Annotated in this window: 13 protein-coding genes; 9 read left to right on the top strand and 4 right to left on the bottom strand. The window is 72.6% G+C overall.

Annotation, left to right across the window (positions count from 1 at the left end; translation table 11 throughout):
• Positions 1-150: 150 nt before the first annotated feature.
• Together V1260_RS13770 and V1260_RS13765 are read left to right on the top strand one after the other, a co-directional pair.
• Complete coding sequence (locus V1260_RS13770) at positions 151-4,020, top strand: Pls/PosA family non-ribosomal peptide synthetase (protein ID WP_329747397.1); 3,870 nt, start codon at positions 151-153, stop codon at positions 4,018-4,020.
• Positions 4,017-5,327: a M1 family metallopeptidase gene (locus V1260_RS13765; RefSeq protein ID WP_329747396.1), complete on the top strand. Its 1,311-nt coding sequence runs from the start codon at positions 4,017-4,019 to the stop codon at positions 5,325-5,327. Before V1260_RS13770 ends, V1260_RS13765 begins: the two co-directional genes overlap by 4 nt.
• On the opposite strand, the gene V1260_RS13760 is transcribed toward V1260_RS13765, so the two are convergent.
• Complete coding sequence (locus V1260_RS13760) at positions 5,242-5,823, bottom strand: 4'-phosphopantetheinyl transferase family protein (RefSeq protein WP_329747395.1); 582 nt, start codon at positions 5,821-5,823, stop codon at positions 5,242-5,244. The genes V1260_RS13765 and V1260_RS13760 overlap by 86 nt on opposite strands.
• 39 nt (positions 5,824-5,862) lie before the next feature.
• On the opposite strand from V1260_RS13760, the gene V1260_RS13755 reads away from it, so the two are divergent.
• The 4 genes from V1260_RS13755 to V1260_RS13740 all read left to right on the top strand — a co-directional run bounded on the left by V1260_RS13755 (position 5,863) and on the right by V1260_RS13740 (position 8,439).
• The gene (locus V1260_RS13755) at positions 5,863-6,195 is read left to right on the top strand and encodes a hypothetical protein (protein ID WP_329747394.1); all 333 of its coding nucleotides are present in this window, start codon (positions 5,863-5,865) and stop codon (positions 6,193-6,195) included.
• Between the two features lie 36 nt (positions 6,196-6,231).
• The gene (locus tag V1260_RS13750; RefSeq protein WP_329747393.1) at positions 6,232-7,029 is read left to right on the top strand and encodes a YibE/F family protein; all 798 of its coding nucleotides are present in this window, start codon (positions 6,232-6,234) and stop codon (positions 7,027-7,029) included.
• 10 nt (positions 7,030-7,039) lie between these two features.
• The gene (locus V1260_RS13745; protein ID WP_329747392.1) at positions 7,040-7,441 is read left to right on the top strand and encodes a hypothetical protein; all 402 of its coding nucleotides are present in this window, start codon (positions 7,040-7,042) and stop codon (positions 7,439-7,441) included.
• Between the two features lie 86 nt (positions 7,442-7,527).
• Complete coding sequence (locus tag V1260_RS13740) at positions 7,528-8,439, top strand: hypothetical protein (RefSeq protein WP_329747391.1); 912 nt, start codon at positions 7,528-7,530, stop codon at positions 8,437-8,439.
• 109 nt (positions 8,440-8,548) lie between these two features.
• On the opposite strand, the gene V1260_RS13735 is transcribed toward V1260_RS13740, so the two are convergent.
• Positions 8,549-9,691, bottom strand: coding sequence for a Gfo/Idh/MocA family protein (locus V1260_RS13735; RefSeq protein ID WP_329747390.1), 1,143 nt, complete (start codon positions 9,689-9,691; stop codon positions 8,549-8,551).
• Positions 9,688-11,031: an ROK family protein gene (locus V1260_RS13730; RefSeq protein ID WP_329747389.1), complete on the bottom strand. Its 1,344-nt coding sequence runs from the start codon at positions 11,029-11,031 to the stop codon at positions 9,688-9,690. Before V1260_RS13730 ends, V1260_RS13735 begins: the two co-directional genes overlap by 4 nt.
• Positions 11,032-11,132: 101 nt before the next feature.
• On the opposite strand from V1260_RS13730, the gene V1260_RS13725 reads away from it, so the two are divergent.
• The 3 genes from V1260_RS13725 to V1260_RS13715 all read left to right on the top strand — a co-directional run bounded on the left by V1260_RS13725 (position 11,133) and on the right by V1260_RS13715 (position 14,413).
• Positions 11,133-12,413, top strand: a complete 1,281-nt coding sequence (locus tag V1260_RS13725) for an ABC transporter substrate-binding protein (RefSeq protein WP_329747388.1) — start codon at positions 11,133-11,135, stop codon at positions 12,411-12,413.
• Between the two features lie 120 nt (positions 12,414-12,533).
• Positions 12,534-13,502, top strand: coding sequence for a carbohydrate ABC transporter permease (locus V1260_RS13720; protein ID WP_329747387.1), 969 nt, complete (start codon positions 12,534-12,536; stop codon positions 13,500-13,502).
• Complete coding sequence (locus V1260_RS13715) at positions 13,499-14,413, top strand: carbohydrate ABC transporter permease (RefSeq protein ID WP_329747386.1); 915 nt, start codon at positions 13,499-13,501, stop codon at positions 14,411-14,413. The genes V1260_RS13720 and V1260_RS13715 overlap by 4 nt, the downstream gene beginning before the upstream one ends.
• Here the strand turns inward: V1260_RS13715 and V1260_RS13710 are convergent.
• Positions 14,321-16,375, bottom strand: a complete 2,055-nt coding sequence (locus tag V1260_RS13710; protein WP_329747385.1) for an HNH endonuclease — start codon at positions 16,373-16,375, stop codon at positions 14,321-14,323. The two genes, V1260_RS13715 and V1260_RS13710, sit on opposite strands and share 93 nt — an antisense overlap.
• Positions 16,376-16,446 lie beyond the last annotated feature (71 nt).

Here is a 16,446-nt window from a genome sequence, read left to right as displayed (position 1 = left end):
AGGTCCACCGCGCGCCGTAGGGTCCAGGGCGCGGCCGCGGCGCGACTCGGCCGCGCCCACCCAGCTCAGAGCATCCCCGCTGCTGAGAGGTCGGGTACATCGACGCGGCTTTTTGTCGCCAGAACAGAAGAAATGGCTGAGAATCCTCCGATGCACGATTCGCGTCCCGCCCTTCTGCCCGCGCTGCTCGCGGGCGAGCGCGCCCCCGCCCCCCGCACCCTCGTGGACGTCTTCCGGGAGACGGTGGAGCGCGCCGGGGACTCCCCCGCGGTCGACAGCGGCCGCGACACCCTCACCTACACGGAGTTCCACGAGGCCGCGACCGAGCTGGCCGACCGTCTCGCGGAGGCGGGCGTGCGCCCCGGCGACACCGTCGGCGTGCGCATCGCGTCGGGCACGACGGACCTGTACACGGCGATCATCGGCATCCTCTACGCGGGCGCCGCCTATGTGCCCGTCGACGCCGACGACCCCGACGAGCGGGCCCGCGTCGTCTTCTCCGAGGCGGGCGTCGCGGCGATCCTCGGCGACGGCCTCGCGATCACGGCCACGGCCGCGACGGACGCGGGCGAGCTGCCGCCGCTGCGCGACGTCGAGCCGACCGACGACGCGTGGATCATCTTCACCTCCGGCTCGACCGGCACCCCGAAGGGCGTCGCCGTCAGCCACCGCAGCGCCGCCGCGTTCGTCGACGCCGAGTCGCGGATGTTCCTGCAGGACGCCCCGATCGGACCCGGCGATCGCGTGATGGCCGGCCTGTCCGTCGCGTTCGACGCGAGCTGCGAGGAGATGTGGCTGGCGTGGGCGTACGGCGCGTGCCTCGTCCCCGCGCCCCGCTCGCTCGTGCGCTCCGGCATCGACGTCGGCCCCTGGCTGCTGAGCAACGGGATCACGATCGTCTCGACCGTCCCCACCCTCGTCGCGCTGTGGCCGCTCGAGTCGCTCGTCGACGTGCGCCTGCTGATCATGGGCGGCGAAGCGTGCCCGCCCGAGCTCGCCGCCCGCCTCCAGGCCCCCGGCCGCGAGGTGTGGAACACCTACGGCCCCACCGAGGCGACCGTCGTCGCGTGCGGCGCGATGCTCGACGGCACCGACCCGGTGCGGATCGGTCTGCCGCTCGACGGCTGGGACCTCGCCGTGGTCGACGAGCACGGCGTCCCCGTCGGCGTCGGCGAGACGGGCGAGCTGATCATCGGCGGCGTGGGCCTCGCCCGCTATCTCGACCCCGAGAAGGACGCGGCGGCGTACGCGCCGATGCCGTCGCTCGGCTGGGAGCGGGCCTACCGCTCGGGCGACCGCGTGGTCAACGACCCGGAGGGCCTGCTGTTCGGCGGTCGCGCCGACGACCAGATCAAGCTCGGCGGGCGCCGCATCGAGCTCGGCGAGATCGACGACCAGCTGCTGCGGCTGACCGGCGTCGTCTCGGCCGCGGCCGCGGTACGCTCCACCGACTCCGGCAACAAGCTCCTCGTCGGCTACCTCACGGTCGACGAGCGCTTCGACGCCGACGCCGCCCGCGCCCTGCTGCGCGAACGGATGCCGGCAGCGCTCGTGCCCCGCCTCGCCGTGGTCGAGGAACTGCCCACCCGCACCTCCGGCAAGGTCGACCGCGACGCCCTGCCCTGGCCGCTGCCCACGGCGGCGGGCGGCGCCTCGGAGCTGTCCGGCACCGCCGCCTGGATCGCGGAGATCTGGGCGGAGGTGCTCGGCGCCGCGGCGACCCGGCCCCAGGACGACTTCTTCGACCTCGGCGGCGGCTCCCTCACCGCCGCGCAGGTGGTCTCGCGCCTGCGCACCGAGCATCCGGAGCTCGCCGTCGGCGACGTCTACACGCATCCCACCCTCGGCGAGCTCGCCGGGCTGCTGGACTCCCTCGAGGGCGGGACCGTGCACACCGACCGCACGGTCCGACCCGTCGGAGCCCTGTTCCAGCTCGCCCAGCTGGTGGCGCTCGTGCCGCTGCGGGCGCTCGCGGCGCTGCGCTGGCTGACCTGGCTGATGCTCGGCTCGACGCTCGGCGCGGCCCTCACCGGCCTGCCCTGGCTGATCTCCTTCCCGCTGCCGGTGCTGCTGCCCGCCGCGGTGGTGCTGCTCGTCCCGCCCGTGCGGATGACCCTCGCGGCGCTGCTCGCACGCCTGCTGCTGCTCGGCGTCGGGCCCGGCACGCACCGGCGCGGCGGCTTCACCCATCTGCGGCTGTGGCTCGCCGAGCGCAGCCAGGACGAGCTGCGGGCGACCCCGCTCGCGGGCGCCGGCTGGATGATCTGGTACGCCCGCGTGCTCGGCGTCCGGATCGGGAAGTCCGTGGACCTGCACTCGCTGCCGCCGGTCACCGGACTGCTGACCGTCGGGGCGGGCGCCTCGATCGAGCCCGAGGTGGACCTCGCGGGGCACTGGGTCGACGGGGACCGGCTGATCATCGGCACAGTGAAGATCGGCAAGCAGGCCCGGATCGGCGCCCGCTCGACCCTCGGCCCCGGCACCTCGATCGGCCGCGGGGCGGAGCTGGCCCCCGGCTCCGCGGTCTCCGGCCCGGTGGGCGCGGCCGAGTTCTGGTCCGGATCCCCCGCGGCGCCGCAGGGTGAGGCCCGTGGTCCGTGGGAGGACGGCGCCCCGCGCCGCTCGCCGCTCTGGCTGCCGCTCTACGGCCTGCTGGGCGTGGTGATCGCCGCCTTCCCGGCCGTGGCCGCGGCGATCGGCGCGAGCGTGCTGCTGCCCGCGCTGCGCGGCACCGGGTCGGCGCAGGAGGCGCTGCGCGCGGCCCTTCCGTGGCTGCCGCTCGCGGCCGGCATCGGGTATCTCGCGCTGCTGCTGCTCGTGCTCGCCCTGGTGCGGCTGCTAAGCCTCGGGCTGCGTCCCGGGCACGTCCCGGTGCGCTCCGCCGCGGGCCTGCGGATCTGGGGCACGCTGCGGGTCCTCGACGAGGCCCGCACCTGGCTGTTCCCGCTGTACTCGGGGGCGCTGACCCCGCTCTGGCTACGCCTGCTGGGCGCGAAGGTCGGGACGGGCGTGGAGGCCTCGACGGTGCTGCTGATCCCCTCCCTGGTGACCATCGGCGATCACGCTTTCCTCGCCGACGACACCCTCGTCGGCCCCTACGAGCTGGGCGGCGGATGGATCCGCGTCGAGCGCGTGAAGGTCGGCAAGCGCGCCTTCGTGGGCAACTCCGGGATGCTCGCCCCCGGTCGCAAGGTCCCCAAGAAGTCCCTGGTCGCGGTGCTCTCCGCGGCGCCGCGCCGCAAGCGGGCGAAGGCCGGGAGCTCGTGGATGGGCAGCCCTCCGCGCAGCCTGCGCCGCACGGCCGACGAGCAGGGCTCCTCGCGCACCTATGATCCGCCCCGCCGCCTGCAGGTCCTCCGCGGCCTGGTCGAGACCGGCCGGGTGCTGTCCCTGCTCGCCGCCGCGCTGCTGCTGGTCGCCGTCGGTTCCGCTCTGTGGCTGCTGCTCGAGCGGGACGTGCTGCTCGCCGTGCTGCTCGGCGGGCCCGTGCTGCTGGCCGGATCGGTGGTGGCCGCTCTCGTGGCGGTGCTCGCGAAGTGGCTGATCGTGGGGCGGCACCGGGAGGGCGAGCATGCGCTGTGGACCTCCTTCGTGTGGCGCAACGAGCTCGCCGACACCTTCACCGAGGTGCTCGCCGCGCCGTGGTTCGCGGGGGTGACGACGGGAAGCCCCGCCCTGGTGTGGTGGCTGCGCGCGCTCGGCGCCCGCATCGGTCGCGGCGCCTGGGTGGAGAGCTACTGGCTGCCGGAGACGGACCTGGTGCGCCTCGGCGCCGGCGCGACCGTGAACCGCGGCTGCGTGGTGCAGACGCACCTGTTCCACGACCGGGTGCTCGCGATCGACGCCGTGGAGATCGGGGAGGGCGCGACGCTGGGCCCCAACGGGGTGATCCTGCCCGCCGCGCATCTCGGCGACCATTCCACCGTCGGCCCCGCCTCGCTGGTGATGCGCGGAGAGGGTGTACCGTCGCGCACGCGCTGGATCGGGAACCCGATCGGCCCGTGGGAGGACGACGCATGAGAGCCGGGAGCGACCCGTACGTGCCAGGACACGGGGACCGCGGCTACGCGGTCCTCCACTACGACCTGCACCTGACGTATCGGCTGGTCTCGAACCGGCTCGACGGGGAGGCGACGCTGACCTGCCGCGCCCTCACGGACGTCTCCGGCCTCCGGCTCGACCTGCATGCGCTGCGCGCGAAGAAGGTGCACGTCGACGACCGGGCGGCGCGCTTCACCCACGTCGCCTCGACGCTCTCGATCCGTCACCCGCTGCGCGCCGGTGAGGAGGTCGCGGTGCGGATCCGCTACGACGGGACGCCGCGACCGGTGCCCTCGCGGACCCTCGGCAGCGCGGGCTGGGAGGAGCTGACCGACGGGGTGATCGTCGCGGCGCAGCCGCACGGGGCGCCCAGCTGGTTCCCCTGCAACGACCGGCCCGATGACAAGGCGACCTATCGGATCACGCTCACGACCGGCTCGGACTACCACGTCGCGGCCTCCGGGGAGCTCACCGATCTGCGCCATTCGGGCTCGACGACCACGTGGACCTACGAGCAGACGGTCCCGATGGCGACCTATCTCGCGACGGTGCAGATCGGCCGCTACGCGGTGTCCGAGCATCCCGGCGCGCCGGTGCCGGTGCGCACGGTCGCCCCGCCGCGGCGGAACGAGCGGGACTTCGCGGCGGGCTTCGGCCGGCAGGCGGAGATGGTCTCGCACTTCTCCGAGCTCTTCGGCCCCTATCCCTTCTCCTCGTACACCGCGGTGATCACGGCGGACGACCTCGAGATCCCGCTCGAGTCCCAGGGGCTGTCGACCTTCGGCGCGAACTTCGTGGACGCGGACTGGGACGCGGTGCGGCTGGTCGCCCACGAGCTCGCCCACCAGTGGTTCGGCAATGCGGTGACGGCGAGCTCGTGGAAGGACATCTGGCTGCACGAGGGTTTCGCCTGCTACGCGGAGTGGCTGTGGTCCGAGCACTGCGGCGCGCGCTCGGCGCAGCAGTGGGCCCGTCACCACCACGCCAAGCTGGCTCGGCTCCCCCAGGACCTGCTGATGGCGGATCCGGGGGCGAAGCTCATGTTCGACGACCGGATCTACAAGCGAGGCGCTCTGACGGCGCACGCGCTGCGGGTCCGGGTGGGCGACGACGCGTTCTTCGAGATCCTCCGCAGTTGGGTCGCGGCGCACACGGGCGGCTCGGTGACGACGGAGATGTTCATCGCCCACGCCGAGCAGGTCAGCGGCGAGGACCTCGCGGACCTGTTTCGGGTGTGGCTGGAGGAGAAGGCGCTGCCGCCGCTGCCGGTCCCGGTGCGGGGCTGAGGGATCGGACGGCCCGGCGCGCGAGCGCGAGCACGTGCCCGGGCGGGGCGGGCAGCTCGCGCATGTCATGATCGGCGAGGCGCACCGCGGTCATCGGGACGGTGAGCCCGGTGCCGAGCATCTTCAGCACCGCCTCCTTGCCGGCCCAGACCGCCGCCCGACGGTCGGGGTCCTCGGGCTCGGCGGGATGGAGCACGAGGTGCCCGTCCCAGCCGCGGTCCACGGCCTCGACCGACTCGAGGTCCACGCCGATCGCCCCGCCGCGGGCGACGGCGGTGACCAGATGCTCCCCGCAGCGGGAGAGGCTCACGACGAGGTCGTCCGGGCGGTCGTCGACCCGCGCCCAGGGGCGGCCGTGCCCGCTCGACCCGCACAGAGGGCAGAGCCGACCGGTGCGCACCGCGTCGGCCGGGACCCCGAGCAGCTCCGCGACGTGGAGCCGGAGCATGGCGTCCGCGTCCTCGAGGGAGGAGTGACGGCGCACCGAGGGGTCCATGGGGCGCAGTCTAGACGGGGTGGAAAGTAGGCTCTGACCATGGCCTCGACCATCTCCCCCGCGTCCCGCAGCATCCTCTTCGCCCTCACCACCGCGCTGCTGCTGGCCACGGTGCTGGGGGTGATCGGCCTCTTGCCCTCCGCGGAGGACCGACCGGAGCGGGCGCAGCTGCTCGCGCCCGGCGTCGAGCTGCTCGACGTCGAGGTGACGGAGGTGCCGGAGTCCGTGGACCCGCTCGCCGCCATCGTGGTGGAGGGCGTGGGCGTCTCCGGCGGGATCGACGGCGAGCCGGTCCAGGTGGAGGTCACGCCGGAGGTCGCGACCGGCGGCATCCACCCCGGCGACCGGATCCGGGTCCTCGCCGTCGCGTAGGCCGGGGAGGGGCAGCCGTACTACTACTTCGACCATGTGCGCACCGTGCCGCTGGGCCTGCTGTTCGTGGTGTATCTGCTGGTCGTGGCGATCGTCGCCCGGGGTGCGGGGCTGCGGGCGATCCTCGGCCTCGCCGCGGGCGTCGGCATCGTGGTCGCCTTCCTGCTGCCGGCGATCCTCGCCGGGGAGCAGCCGGTGCTCGTCGCCCTCGTCGCCGGTTCGGCGATGATCTTCCCCTGCGTGTACTTCGCGCACGGGGTGTCGGTGCGCACCACCACGGCCGTGCTGGGCACCTTCGGCGGCGTCGCCGTGACGGTGCTGGTCGCTCTCGCTGCGGGCAGACCCGCGGGTATGACGGGGGTCGACGGCGAGGCGGCACAGCTGCTGGCCGGCACATACCCGCAGGTGTCGCTGTCCGCACTGTTCCTCGCGGGGGTAATCGTCTCGGGGCTCGGAGCGCTCAACGACGTGACGATCACGCAGGCGTCCTCGGTGTGGGAGCTGCGCGCGGCGATGCCGGAGGCGTCCCGGCTACGCGTGTTCGCCTCGGCGATGCGGATCGGCCGGGATCACATCGCCTCGACCGTCTACACCCTCGCCTACGCCTACATCGGCTCGGCGCTGCCCGTGCTGCTGTTCGCCTCGACGATCGAGCGATCGCTGCTGGGCACGCTCACCGCCGGGGAGATCGCGGCGGAGGTGTTCCGCACCCTCGTCGCCTCCATCGGACTGGTCCTCGCGATCCCGCTGACCACGGGGATCGCCGCCGCGCTGGCCGCGCCGAGCACGGCCCCGCCCGTTCCGCCGTCCGCGACCTCGCACGCCCACCACTAGGCTCCTGACCATGTCCCCCTCCCCCCGCCGCCGCTTCGACGCCACCTGGCTGCCCTTCGGGATGATGGTCGGCTTCATGATCGGCGTCGGCGTGGGGCTGAAGATCGTCGACGACCTGCTCGTCGGGGCGGGCATCGGCTTCGCGGTCGGCGCGGCGCTCGGCGTGGCGCTGGGCCTGCGCGGCCGACGCGGCGGCCCCACCGAGGAGGAGATCGAGGACGCCTACCAGGACGCGCTGCACGGGGATCCGCGCGGGGCCGCCCGTCCCGGCACATCATCCGCCGGCGCCGGCACATCGGCCGACGATCCCGGCACGTCGGCCGACGATCCCGGCGCATCGGCCGCCGGCTCTGGCCCGTCGGCCGACGACTCCGGGCATCCGCTCGGCGGACCGCCCGACCAGCGCGTCTGACCCGCGGGCTTGTCCCGCGCCAGTCGGTCTGCGACGGTGGAGCGACGGTGCCGCAGGGGGCGGCGCCTCGATGAGGGGGTCGCACGATGAGTTGGATCCGCACCACGAGGAGAATCCGCACCACGCTCGCACTCGCCGCCGGAGCGGCGCTGCTCGCCGCCTGTTCCGGGGGCACGGGGGCCAAGGGGGAGACCGACTCGGCCCCGCCGGCCGCCGAGTCCGGGGCGTCCGATGACGGTGGCGGCGAGAGCAGTGGCACCGAGGGCGGTAACGACGATGACGGTGGCGCCTCCGATGGTGGAGGAACCGGCGAAGATACTGACCAGGACGACGGTGCCGACGAGGACGGCGAGGACTCCGCCGGGGCGACGCCGCGGATCCAGTTCACGCCGAATCCCGCCGGGCCGACGACGGACGTGCTCTCCGAGTCCGAGCTCTCCGGGGAGCTGTCGGCCTCCCTCGGCGCGGAGGCGACCTGCGCGGGACCGCTCGAGCTCACCGGCGGTGCGTCGCAGAGCTGCGAGGGCCCCGCCTCCACGGAGAGCGAGGAGATCGTGCCCTGGACCGCGGTGGGCGTGCAGATCATGTCGCCCGAGGGCTACGAGTCCGGGACCGTGCCGGGGCTGATGTTCGTCCAGTCGGAGGAGCCGCCGTCCGAGGACGTGATGCGGGTGCTGGGCTCGAACGTGTCCGGGCTCGGCATGGGCTCGGCCTTCGGCCAGGAGGAGATCTCGGCCGATGACCTCGGGGAGTCCACCCTGCAGGTCCTGACCTCGGACAACGCCTATGTCCGGTGGCACGAGGTCGCCGCCTGGGAGTCGGTGACCTGCTCCGACGCCATGGACTTCACCGAGTTCGAGCCCGTGGAGTGCGAGGCGAGGGACGCTGACGGCGGGGTCTGGTCGCTGAGCGTCCTGCCCGGCGATTTCGTGGACAACGACCGGGGACTGCTGGTGGGCAACAACGGTCCGCGGGAGGAGCCGGCGACCGAGGGGTGAGCCAGCTCGGGGGCGCGGTCAGGAGCGCGCTGCCCCTCGTCCCCGAGTCGCCGCAGGACGAGAACGGGGCCCGCTGCCGAGATCGGCGGCGGGCCCCGTTCTGGGGCCGTCAGGCGGGGAGCGTCACCTCGGCGCTCGTGCGGGCGGAGGCGTAGCAGGCCTCGAGCACCTGTGCCCGGCGCAGGGCGAGCGAGCCGTCGTGACCGGCCCAGTCGCCGGAGCGGACGTCGGCCACGAAGGACGCGACCGCGGCGGCGTGGCCCCCGTCGGCCCCGATCGCCGGGCGGATCTCGGCGGGCATGCCCTCGACCTCGGTGTGGATGATCAGGCGGTCCTCGCCGCCGCCCCATTCGAGGGTCGCGCCGCCCTCGGAGCCGTAGAGGGTGACGTAGCAGAGGTCGTGCGGGATCCACTGCGCCCAGCTGGACTCGAGGAGCAGCGTCGAGCCGCCCTCGAGGCGGAGGAAGGCGGTCGCGAGGTCCTCGACCTCGAAGGGCGCACCCGCTTCCTGCTGGGAGACGCCGAAGCCGCTGCCGCCGCGGCCGCGGGGGCCGAACTCGGCGTGGGTCGAGGCGGAGGCGGTGAGGACCTCGGGCTCGCCGAGGAGGTGCAGGGTCATGTCGAGCATGTGCACGCCGATGTCGACGAGCGCGCCGCCGCCGGAGGACTCGGCCTTGGTGAACCAGGTGCCGAGCCCGGGGATGCCCTGGCGACGGATCCAGCCGGTCTTCGCGTAGTAGATGTCGCCGAGCACCCCGGAGGCGACGACGCCGGCGAGCGCGGTGACATCGCCGCGGCGACGGTGGTTGAAGGACACGTCGAGCACGCGACCGGCGCGCCGGGAGGCCTCGACCATCGCCTCGGCGTTCGCGGCATTCTCCGCCATCGGCTTCTCGGTGAGGACGTGGATCCCGGCCTCGAGCGCGGCGATCGCCATGGTGGAGTGCAGGAAGGTGGGGGTCGCGATGGAGACGATGTCGAGCTCGGCCTCGGCGAGCATCTGCCGCCAGTCGGGGTAGCGCAGCTCCACGCCATGCTCGTCGCCGAAGCGGGTGAGCAGGTGCTCCTCCATCGCGGAGAGCGCGACGAGGTCGACGTCGGGGTGGGCGGCGTAGGCGGCGACGTGCTGCTGCCCGGCCCAGCCGAGCCCGATCACGCCGGCGCGCAGGCGGGGAGCGGTGATCGAGGAGTCCGACGGGGCCGCGGCCGACGCGGGTCCGGGGGCGGCGGAGGCGGTGGGGTCAGGGGTCATGGTGGTCCTTCCGTGAGGGGGTCGTGCTTCCCGCCCCGTCGCGGCGACGGGTCGAGGAGGTCCAGGGGGGAGGCCCGGAGCAGCGCCCGGGCGTGCTCGACGGCGCCGCTGAGGACGACGTCGCTGCCGAGCTCGGACGCGACGAGCTCGGGGAACGGGGCGCGGACGAGGTGCGGCAGCCGCGAGCGGGCGTGCTCGAGGACCGGGCCCATCGCCGCGGAGACGCCGCCCGCGACGACGATCCGGTCGACGTCGAGGAGGCTGAGGAGGATGGTCGAGAGGCGCGCGATCCGCTCGCCGATACGCTCGAGCACCGCGCGGGCGAGCGGATCGCCGACGGCCGCGGCGCCGAAGATGTCGGGGGCGCTGAGCCGGTCGCGCGGGATCGCGGCGAGCGGGGACGGCCGGGTCGACCCGTCCGCGGCCGGGTCGGCGGACGTGCCGGTGGCGTCATGACCGTCGGCGGCGTCCCGCGCGGCGGCGGCGTCCCGACCGTCGCCGGCGTCCAGCGCCTCGAGGGCCCAGCGCCGCGCGAGCTGCGCGACGCCCTCGGCGCCGACGTCGTCCTGGAGCACCGCGTCGAGGAAGCGCATCTCGCCGGCGCCGCCGCGACGTCCGTGCAGAAGGCGGCCGTCGATGATGATCCCGGCGCCGATCCGCTCGCTGAGCAACAGGGTGACGAGGTTGTCGGTCGGGTGCCGGGCGTGCTCGGCGAGCGCGGCGAGGTTCGCGTCGTTCTCCACGACGACCCGACCCGGCAGGTGCTCGGGGAAGTCCGCGTTCATGAGCCACCAGAAGGGGCTGATCCCCGTCGGCGAGGCCCCGTGCGGATCGACCGGGGCGGGGATGCCGATCACGGTGAGCAGCGGGACGAGGGGCTCGGTGGACGTCGGGGCGATCTCGGCCGCGGCCACACGGAGCACCTCGTCGACGATCTCGCGGACGATCCCCCGCCGACGGGTGCGGCCGGCGTCGTCCGGGGCGATGTCGGCCGGGTCCACCTCCCGCGCGGCGACGGCGAGCTCCCTGCCGCGGAGGTCGACGGCTCGCGCGCGGTATCCGCGCCGGCCGGCGTCGACGCCGACCAGCACCCCGGCACCGCGATGCAGCCGCAGCCGGCGGGCGGGCCGACCGCGGCGGCTCTGGCCTGCGCGTCGGCTGTCCTCGAGCTCCTCGAGCCAGCTGGCGGCGGCGAGCTCGTCGCACAGGCCGAGGATGGTCGCGCGGGTCAGACCGGTGGCGTCCATCGCCTCGGCGGCGGTGAAGCTCTCCGCGTCCAGGGCGACGCGCAGCAGCTCGTCGGCGCTGAGCCGGCGCTGGGGTCCCATCGGCACGGCCATCCACACCTCCTTGACGCGGACTGTGATGAGCACCATACTTTCGACACGCATTAGATCTAGCAACTGAATTTATCAGTCGCGAGGCCGTCGAGGAGACATCGATGTCACTCAGAACCCCCGCGGCCCGTCCCACGCGGCGCTCCCTGCTCACCGCCGGAGCCCTCGGCGCCGTCGGTGCGCTGAGCGCCGGAGGACTCGCCGGCTGCTCCAGCTCCGGTCGACCGAAGGTGACCTTCCACCAGGCGAAACGCGAGGTGGTCCCCCACTTCCGCGAGCTCGTGAGCGCGTACAACTCCGAGCAGTCGGCGTTCACCTATGTGCACGACATGGCCACGAACCTGCAGGCGGGCTTCGTGCGCTCGAGCCCTCCGGACCTCGCCCTGCTGAACTACAACCTCGAGATGGCCCGCTTCATGGAGCGCGGTGCGCTCTCGGACCTCTCCGACCTCCCGGAGGCGGGCATGATCCGCGCGGTCGTCCTCGACCTGGTCGACTGGTACCCCGGGTACGAGGACCGCACGAGCGTCATCCCGTACTCGGTGGCGGCCGCCTCCGTCATCTACAACAAGCGCCTCTTCGAGGAGCACGGCGTCGAGGTCCCCACCACCTGGGACGAGCTGATCGCCGCCTGCGAGACCTTCCTCGGGGCGGGCGTCACCCCGATCTACGGCACGTTCCCGGATCTGTGGACGCTCTCGCAGGGGCTGTTCGACTACACGATCGGCGGCCTCGTGGACGTGCGGGACTTCTTCACCCGGCTCGGCGAGCTGGGCGAGGAGGTCGGCCCGGACTCGGAGGTCTCCTTCCAGGGGACCCTGCTCGAGCCTGTCCGGCAGATGCTCGAGCTGCTGCCCTTTCACAACGAGGACGCCGCGAGCCGCACCTACGGCGACGGGAACACCGCCTTCGCCCAGGGCCGCGCCGCGATGTACCTGCAGGGGCCGTGGGCACTGGTCGAGATCGAGAAGGGCGAGACCGACATCGAGCTGGGCTCCTTCCCGCTGCCCGTCACCGACGATCCGGACGACCGGATGATCCGGGTGAACGTGGACCTGTCGCTGTGGGTGCCGGAGCAGGCGGACCAGCCCGAGGGGGCGCGGGCCTTCCTGCAGCACCTGATGCTCCCGGAGATCCAGCACCCCTACAACGAGCTGGCGCTCGCGTTCAACACCACCGAGGACGGCCCCGCGGTCACCGATCCGCGGATCGCGGAGATGCAGCCCTACTACGACGACGGACGCTTCTACATGGGTGCCTCCCAGTTCATCCCGCCGACGATCCCCTTCGGCAACTACCTCCAGGAGATGGTGCTGGGCGCGGACCCCGAGCCGATCCTGGCCCAGGTGGATGCCGAGTGGTCGCGGCTCGCGTACCGCGCCTGACGGCGGGCTGACCTGCTTCTGCCGCGCTCTCGCTGCTCTCCCCCGCCGCTCACCTGCCCCCTGCCTCCTGCTCCCGCTGCCCTGCCTCTACTCCCCTGTTCCCGATCCCGAGGACGTGACATGTCAACGACGACACACTCCGATCCATCACCCCGACCGCGGGTGGCCTCCCGCCCGCAGGAGGGATCCCGCCCCGACGCGGCGACCCGCCCCCGCGCGGCAGGCCGCCGTCGGGTGGACCCGACCTACTTCCTGTTCCTCTTCCCCGCGCTGATCATCTTCACGCTGGCGATCACGCTCCCCGCCGTCATCGGCTTCGTGTACAGCTTCACGAACTCGGTCGGCTTCGGCGACTGGGAGTTCATCGGCCTGCGCAACTACATCGCGCTCTTTCAGGACCCGAACATCCTCAGCTCGTACCTGTTCACGCTCGGCTTCGCGCTGGTCACCGTGGTGGTGGTGAACGTGATCGCCTTCGCGCTCGCGGTCGGGCTGACCTCCCGCATCCGCTTCCGCACGGCGCTGCGCACCATCTTCGTGATCCCGATGGTCATCTCCGGCATCATCATCGCCTTCGTCTTCAAGTTCCTGCTGTCGAACTCGGTCCCGGCCCTCGGGCAGGCGCTGGGCATCAGCTGGCTCTCGGAGTCGATCCTCGCGAACGAGAACCTGGCCTGGCTCGGGATCGTGCTGGTCACGGCCTGGTCGACAATTCCCGGGACGATGTTGATCTACATCGCAGGCCTCGTGACGATCCCCGGTGAGCTGTACGAGGCGGCGGCGATCGACGGAGCCTCCGCCCGGCAGCGACTGCTGCGGATCACCCTGCCGATGGTCTCCGGCTTCATCCTCATCAACACGATCCTCGGATTCAAGGGATACCTCAACGCCTACGACATCATCGTCGGCCTGACCGACGGCGGCCCCGGAACGGCGACCCGCTCGATCGCGATGACGATCTTCAAGGGCTTCAACGGCGGCGACTACGGGTACCAAATGGCCAACGCCGCCGTCTTCTTCGTCATCACCGTGATCATCGCGGCGATCCAACTGCGGCTCACCGCCGGGAGAGCGAGCTTCGGAGCATGAGCACCATCGGGCAGTCCACATCGACCTTCTCCTCGACCGGAACATCGACCGGAAAGTCTTCCGGCGGGTCCCGCACCCGGACCGGCATCGGCTCGGACCGGCCGAGCTGGCCGCTCACGATCACGCTGATCGTGTGCTCGCTCGCCGTCCTGGTGCCGCTGCTGGTCACGATCAACATGTCCCTCAAGACGACGGCCCAGGCGGTCGACGGCCAGGCCTTCACCCTGCCGGATCCGTTCTCGATCTCCGGGTACCTCGAGGCATGGCAGCTGACCAACTTCCCGCGCGGCCCCGCCATCTCGGCCCTGATCACGGCGGTCTCCGTGGCGGGAGAGATCGTGGTCTCCTCGCTCGCGGCGTATGCGATCGTCCGCAACTGGGATCGTCGACTGTTCCGCTGGTCGTTCTACTACCTGCTGGCGGCGATGTTCATTCCGTTCCCGGTCGTCGCGCTGCCGCAGGTGAAGCTCACCGGCCTCGTCGGGCTCGACAATCCGGCCGGTGTCGCGATCCTGCACATCGTGTTCGCCCTGGCGTTCAACACGCTGCTGTTCACCGCGTTCCTGCGGTCCATCCCGATCTCGCTGGAGGAGTCGATGCGGGTGGACGGCGCGACCACATGGCAGGTCTTCGTCCGGTTGATCTTCCCGTTGCTGGCCCCGATGTCGGCGACGGTGGGGATCTTCGCCTTCCTCGGCTCGTGGAACGACTTCATGATGCCGAGCCTGATCACGACCAACCCCGAGCTGCAGACCCTGCCGGTGCTCCAGCAGATGTTCCAGACGCAGTTCAGCAACAACTACAACATCGCGTTCGCGTCATACCTGATGGCGATGGCACCCGCGATCGTGGTGTACATCCTCACGCAGAAGTGGGTGATCTCGGGCCTGACCCAGGGCGCGGTGAAGTAGGGCCGGACGACATCGCAGACCGCTGGCCCCTCCCCCGCGCCGGACGGTGTCGGCGCTCGTGGGCAACCTGCCGTCGGCCCCGCTCGACGGGCGTTCGCCTCGCCGCTGATGCCGACGCCGGGCGGGGCGGGGGCTCCGGCCAGCGAGCGGGCCGGAGCCCGCGCCGTCGCCGACGGGGATTCTGCGCACCACCGTGATCGGATCGGGAGCGCAGGCGACGGTGTCGGAGGCGACGATCGGCTCGGTGGAGTCGACGGTCCCGTGGATCTCGATGTCGGCGAGGGCGGAGTCCCCCGCGGCCCCTGGGTGGACGGAGCCTTTGAGGCTGGCGGAAGACGCTGGCGCCTCCGTCAGAGCGGTCGCCTCCGGCCGCGCGCTTTCGGGTGCCTGTTCCGTCGACTCTGCGGCACGACGCGCCGAGGCCGCAGGCACCGTTGCGACGGTCCTCGACAGCCGGGGCGCGACGCTCACGGCGGAGACCCCGGAGTGGCCGGTCCAGCGGACGGCGCCGCCGAGGCTGCGGCCCGCGATCACCCGCCCCGGCGCATCGGGACCTGCGGCCGCGGCGGCATCCTGCCCCGCGACCGTGCGCGATGCGTCCCCCACCCGCTCGACGCTCCGCGAGTCGTCCTCCTTGCCGAGGTTGCAGGCGGCGCAGAGGTACTGGCCGTTGTCGATGCTGGTGGGCCCGCCGTCGCGGCGAGGGTGGATGTGATCGGCATGGCGCGCGGGCGCATCGCAATACGGAGCGCGACAGCTCCCGTCGCGCCAGAGCAGGAACCGTTTGAGCGCGGGCGGGAACGCCTCGGCCCGGGACTCGACGGCGACCAGCTCGCCCGTTGAAGGGTGCGTGTACAGGCGGCGCAGGACGGCGCGGAGCTGCGGGCCGTGGGGACCATCCGGATCACGGCGGGGATCCTCCGGCTCGGTGAGCGCATCGCGCAGACCCTGCCGCACGGCCTCGACCGGGACCGGGCCGTATCCCTCGATCTGCGCGGGATCACCGCGCTGCGGGTCGAGCAGGGCACGGTCCGTGATGACCACGCCGACATCGAGGGTGACCGGGTCCATCGCCTCGTCGCGGCCGAGCAGCGTCTGAACGAGAGCGTCGGCCATGAGCGCCGAGTGCCCCTCGCGCACTCCCTCCGCCCGCCGACGCTCGGCCTCGAGGGAGAGCCGCTTGCGCACGAGGTTCGCCTCGAGCGCGGGCAGATACGCGCTGAGGGTCGCCATCCCGTGCTCGCCAGGGGTGAGGGTGACGTGGCGCTCCCGCCGCGCCGTCCGGTGACGATCGGTCTCCCCCTGGGGATCCAGCTCCGAGATCAGCGCCCCGACCTCCTTCCGCCATTGCGCGACCCCAGCACCGTCCAGTTGCGGCATCGCCTGGCGGAGCGCTTCGTCGAGAACCCGCCGGCGCTCCGGATCCAGCGGAGCCGCCACGTTCGCGGCCGCGTACGACTTGGCGGCGGTGATCTGCCCGGTGGCCAGGGCCTCGAGCGTGGCCGGCATCGAGTCGACCAGGCGCCGGGCAGCGGCCAGGGACCTGCGACTCGTCGACGGGGCCGCCCTCAGGGTCAGGGACAGGTCGCGCACGGTCTTCCCGTCCGCACGGCGATGGAGCAGATCGAGCGGTGGGACGGCCTCCTCCTCCTGCGCAGCCCGCTCCTGCGCGACGGCGACCTCGTCCCGCCGCGTCGCCTCCGCGAGGGCGACGATGGTCCGGGCCTCCAGAGCATCCAGCGAGCTGCGCGCCTCCTCCACCCTCGCGAGGAGGGTCGCGTACTCGCGGCGGTCGCGGCGCCCCGGGGTGAACATCTCCCGGGGTTCCCGAGCGATCGCGGTGAGCAGGAAGTCCACGTCCCCGAGCAGCTCACCGAGGGTCCGCGGGCCCGCCTCGCGCAGCGCATGGAGCGCCACCTCGGGAGCAACGGGCTCCACCGAGCCGTCCGGAGGCGACTGCATCAGCATGATCCGACCCTTTCACGACCGGCGGCGAATCGAAAGGGCTTTCTCAGATCTGTGGAAAACTTTCT

Origin of the sequence: Brachybacterium sp. J144 (assembly GCF_036321705.1) — a bacterium.
GTDB lineage: Bacteria > Actinomycetota > Actinomycetes > Actinomycetales > Dermabacteraceae > Brachybacterium.
Note: the sequence above shows the minus strand (reverse complement) of the source record. Positions and strands in the feature narration are given on the sequence as shown.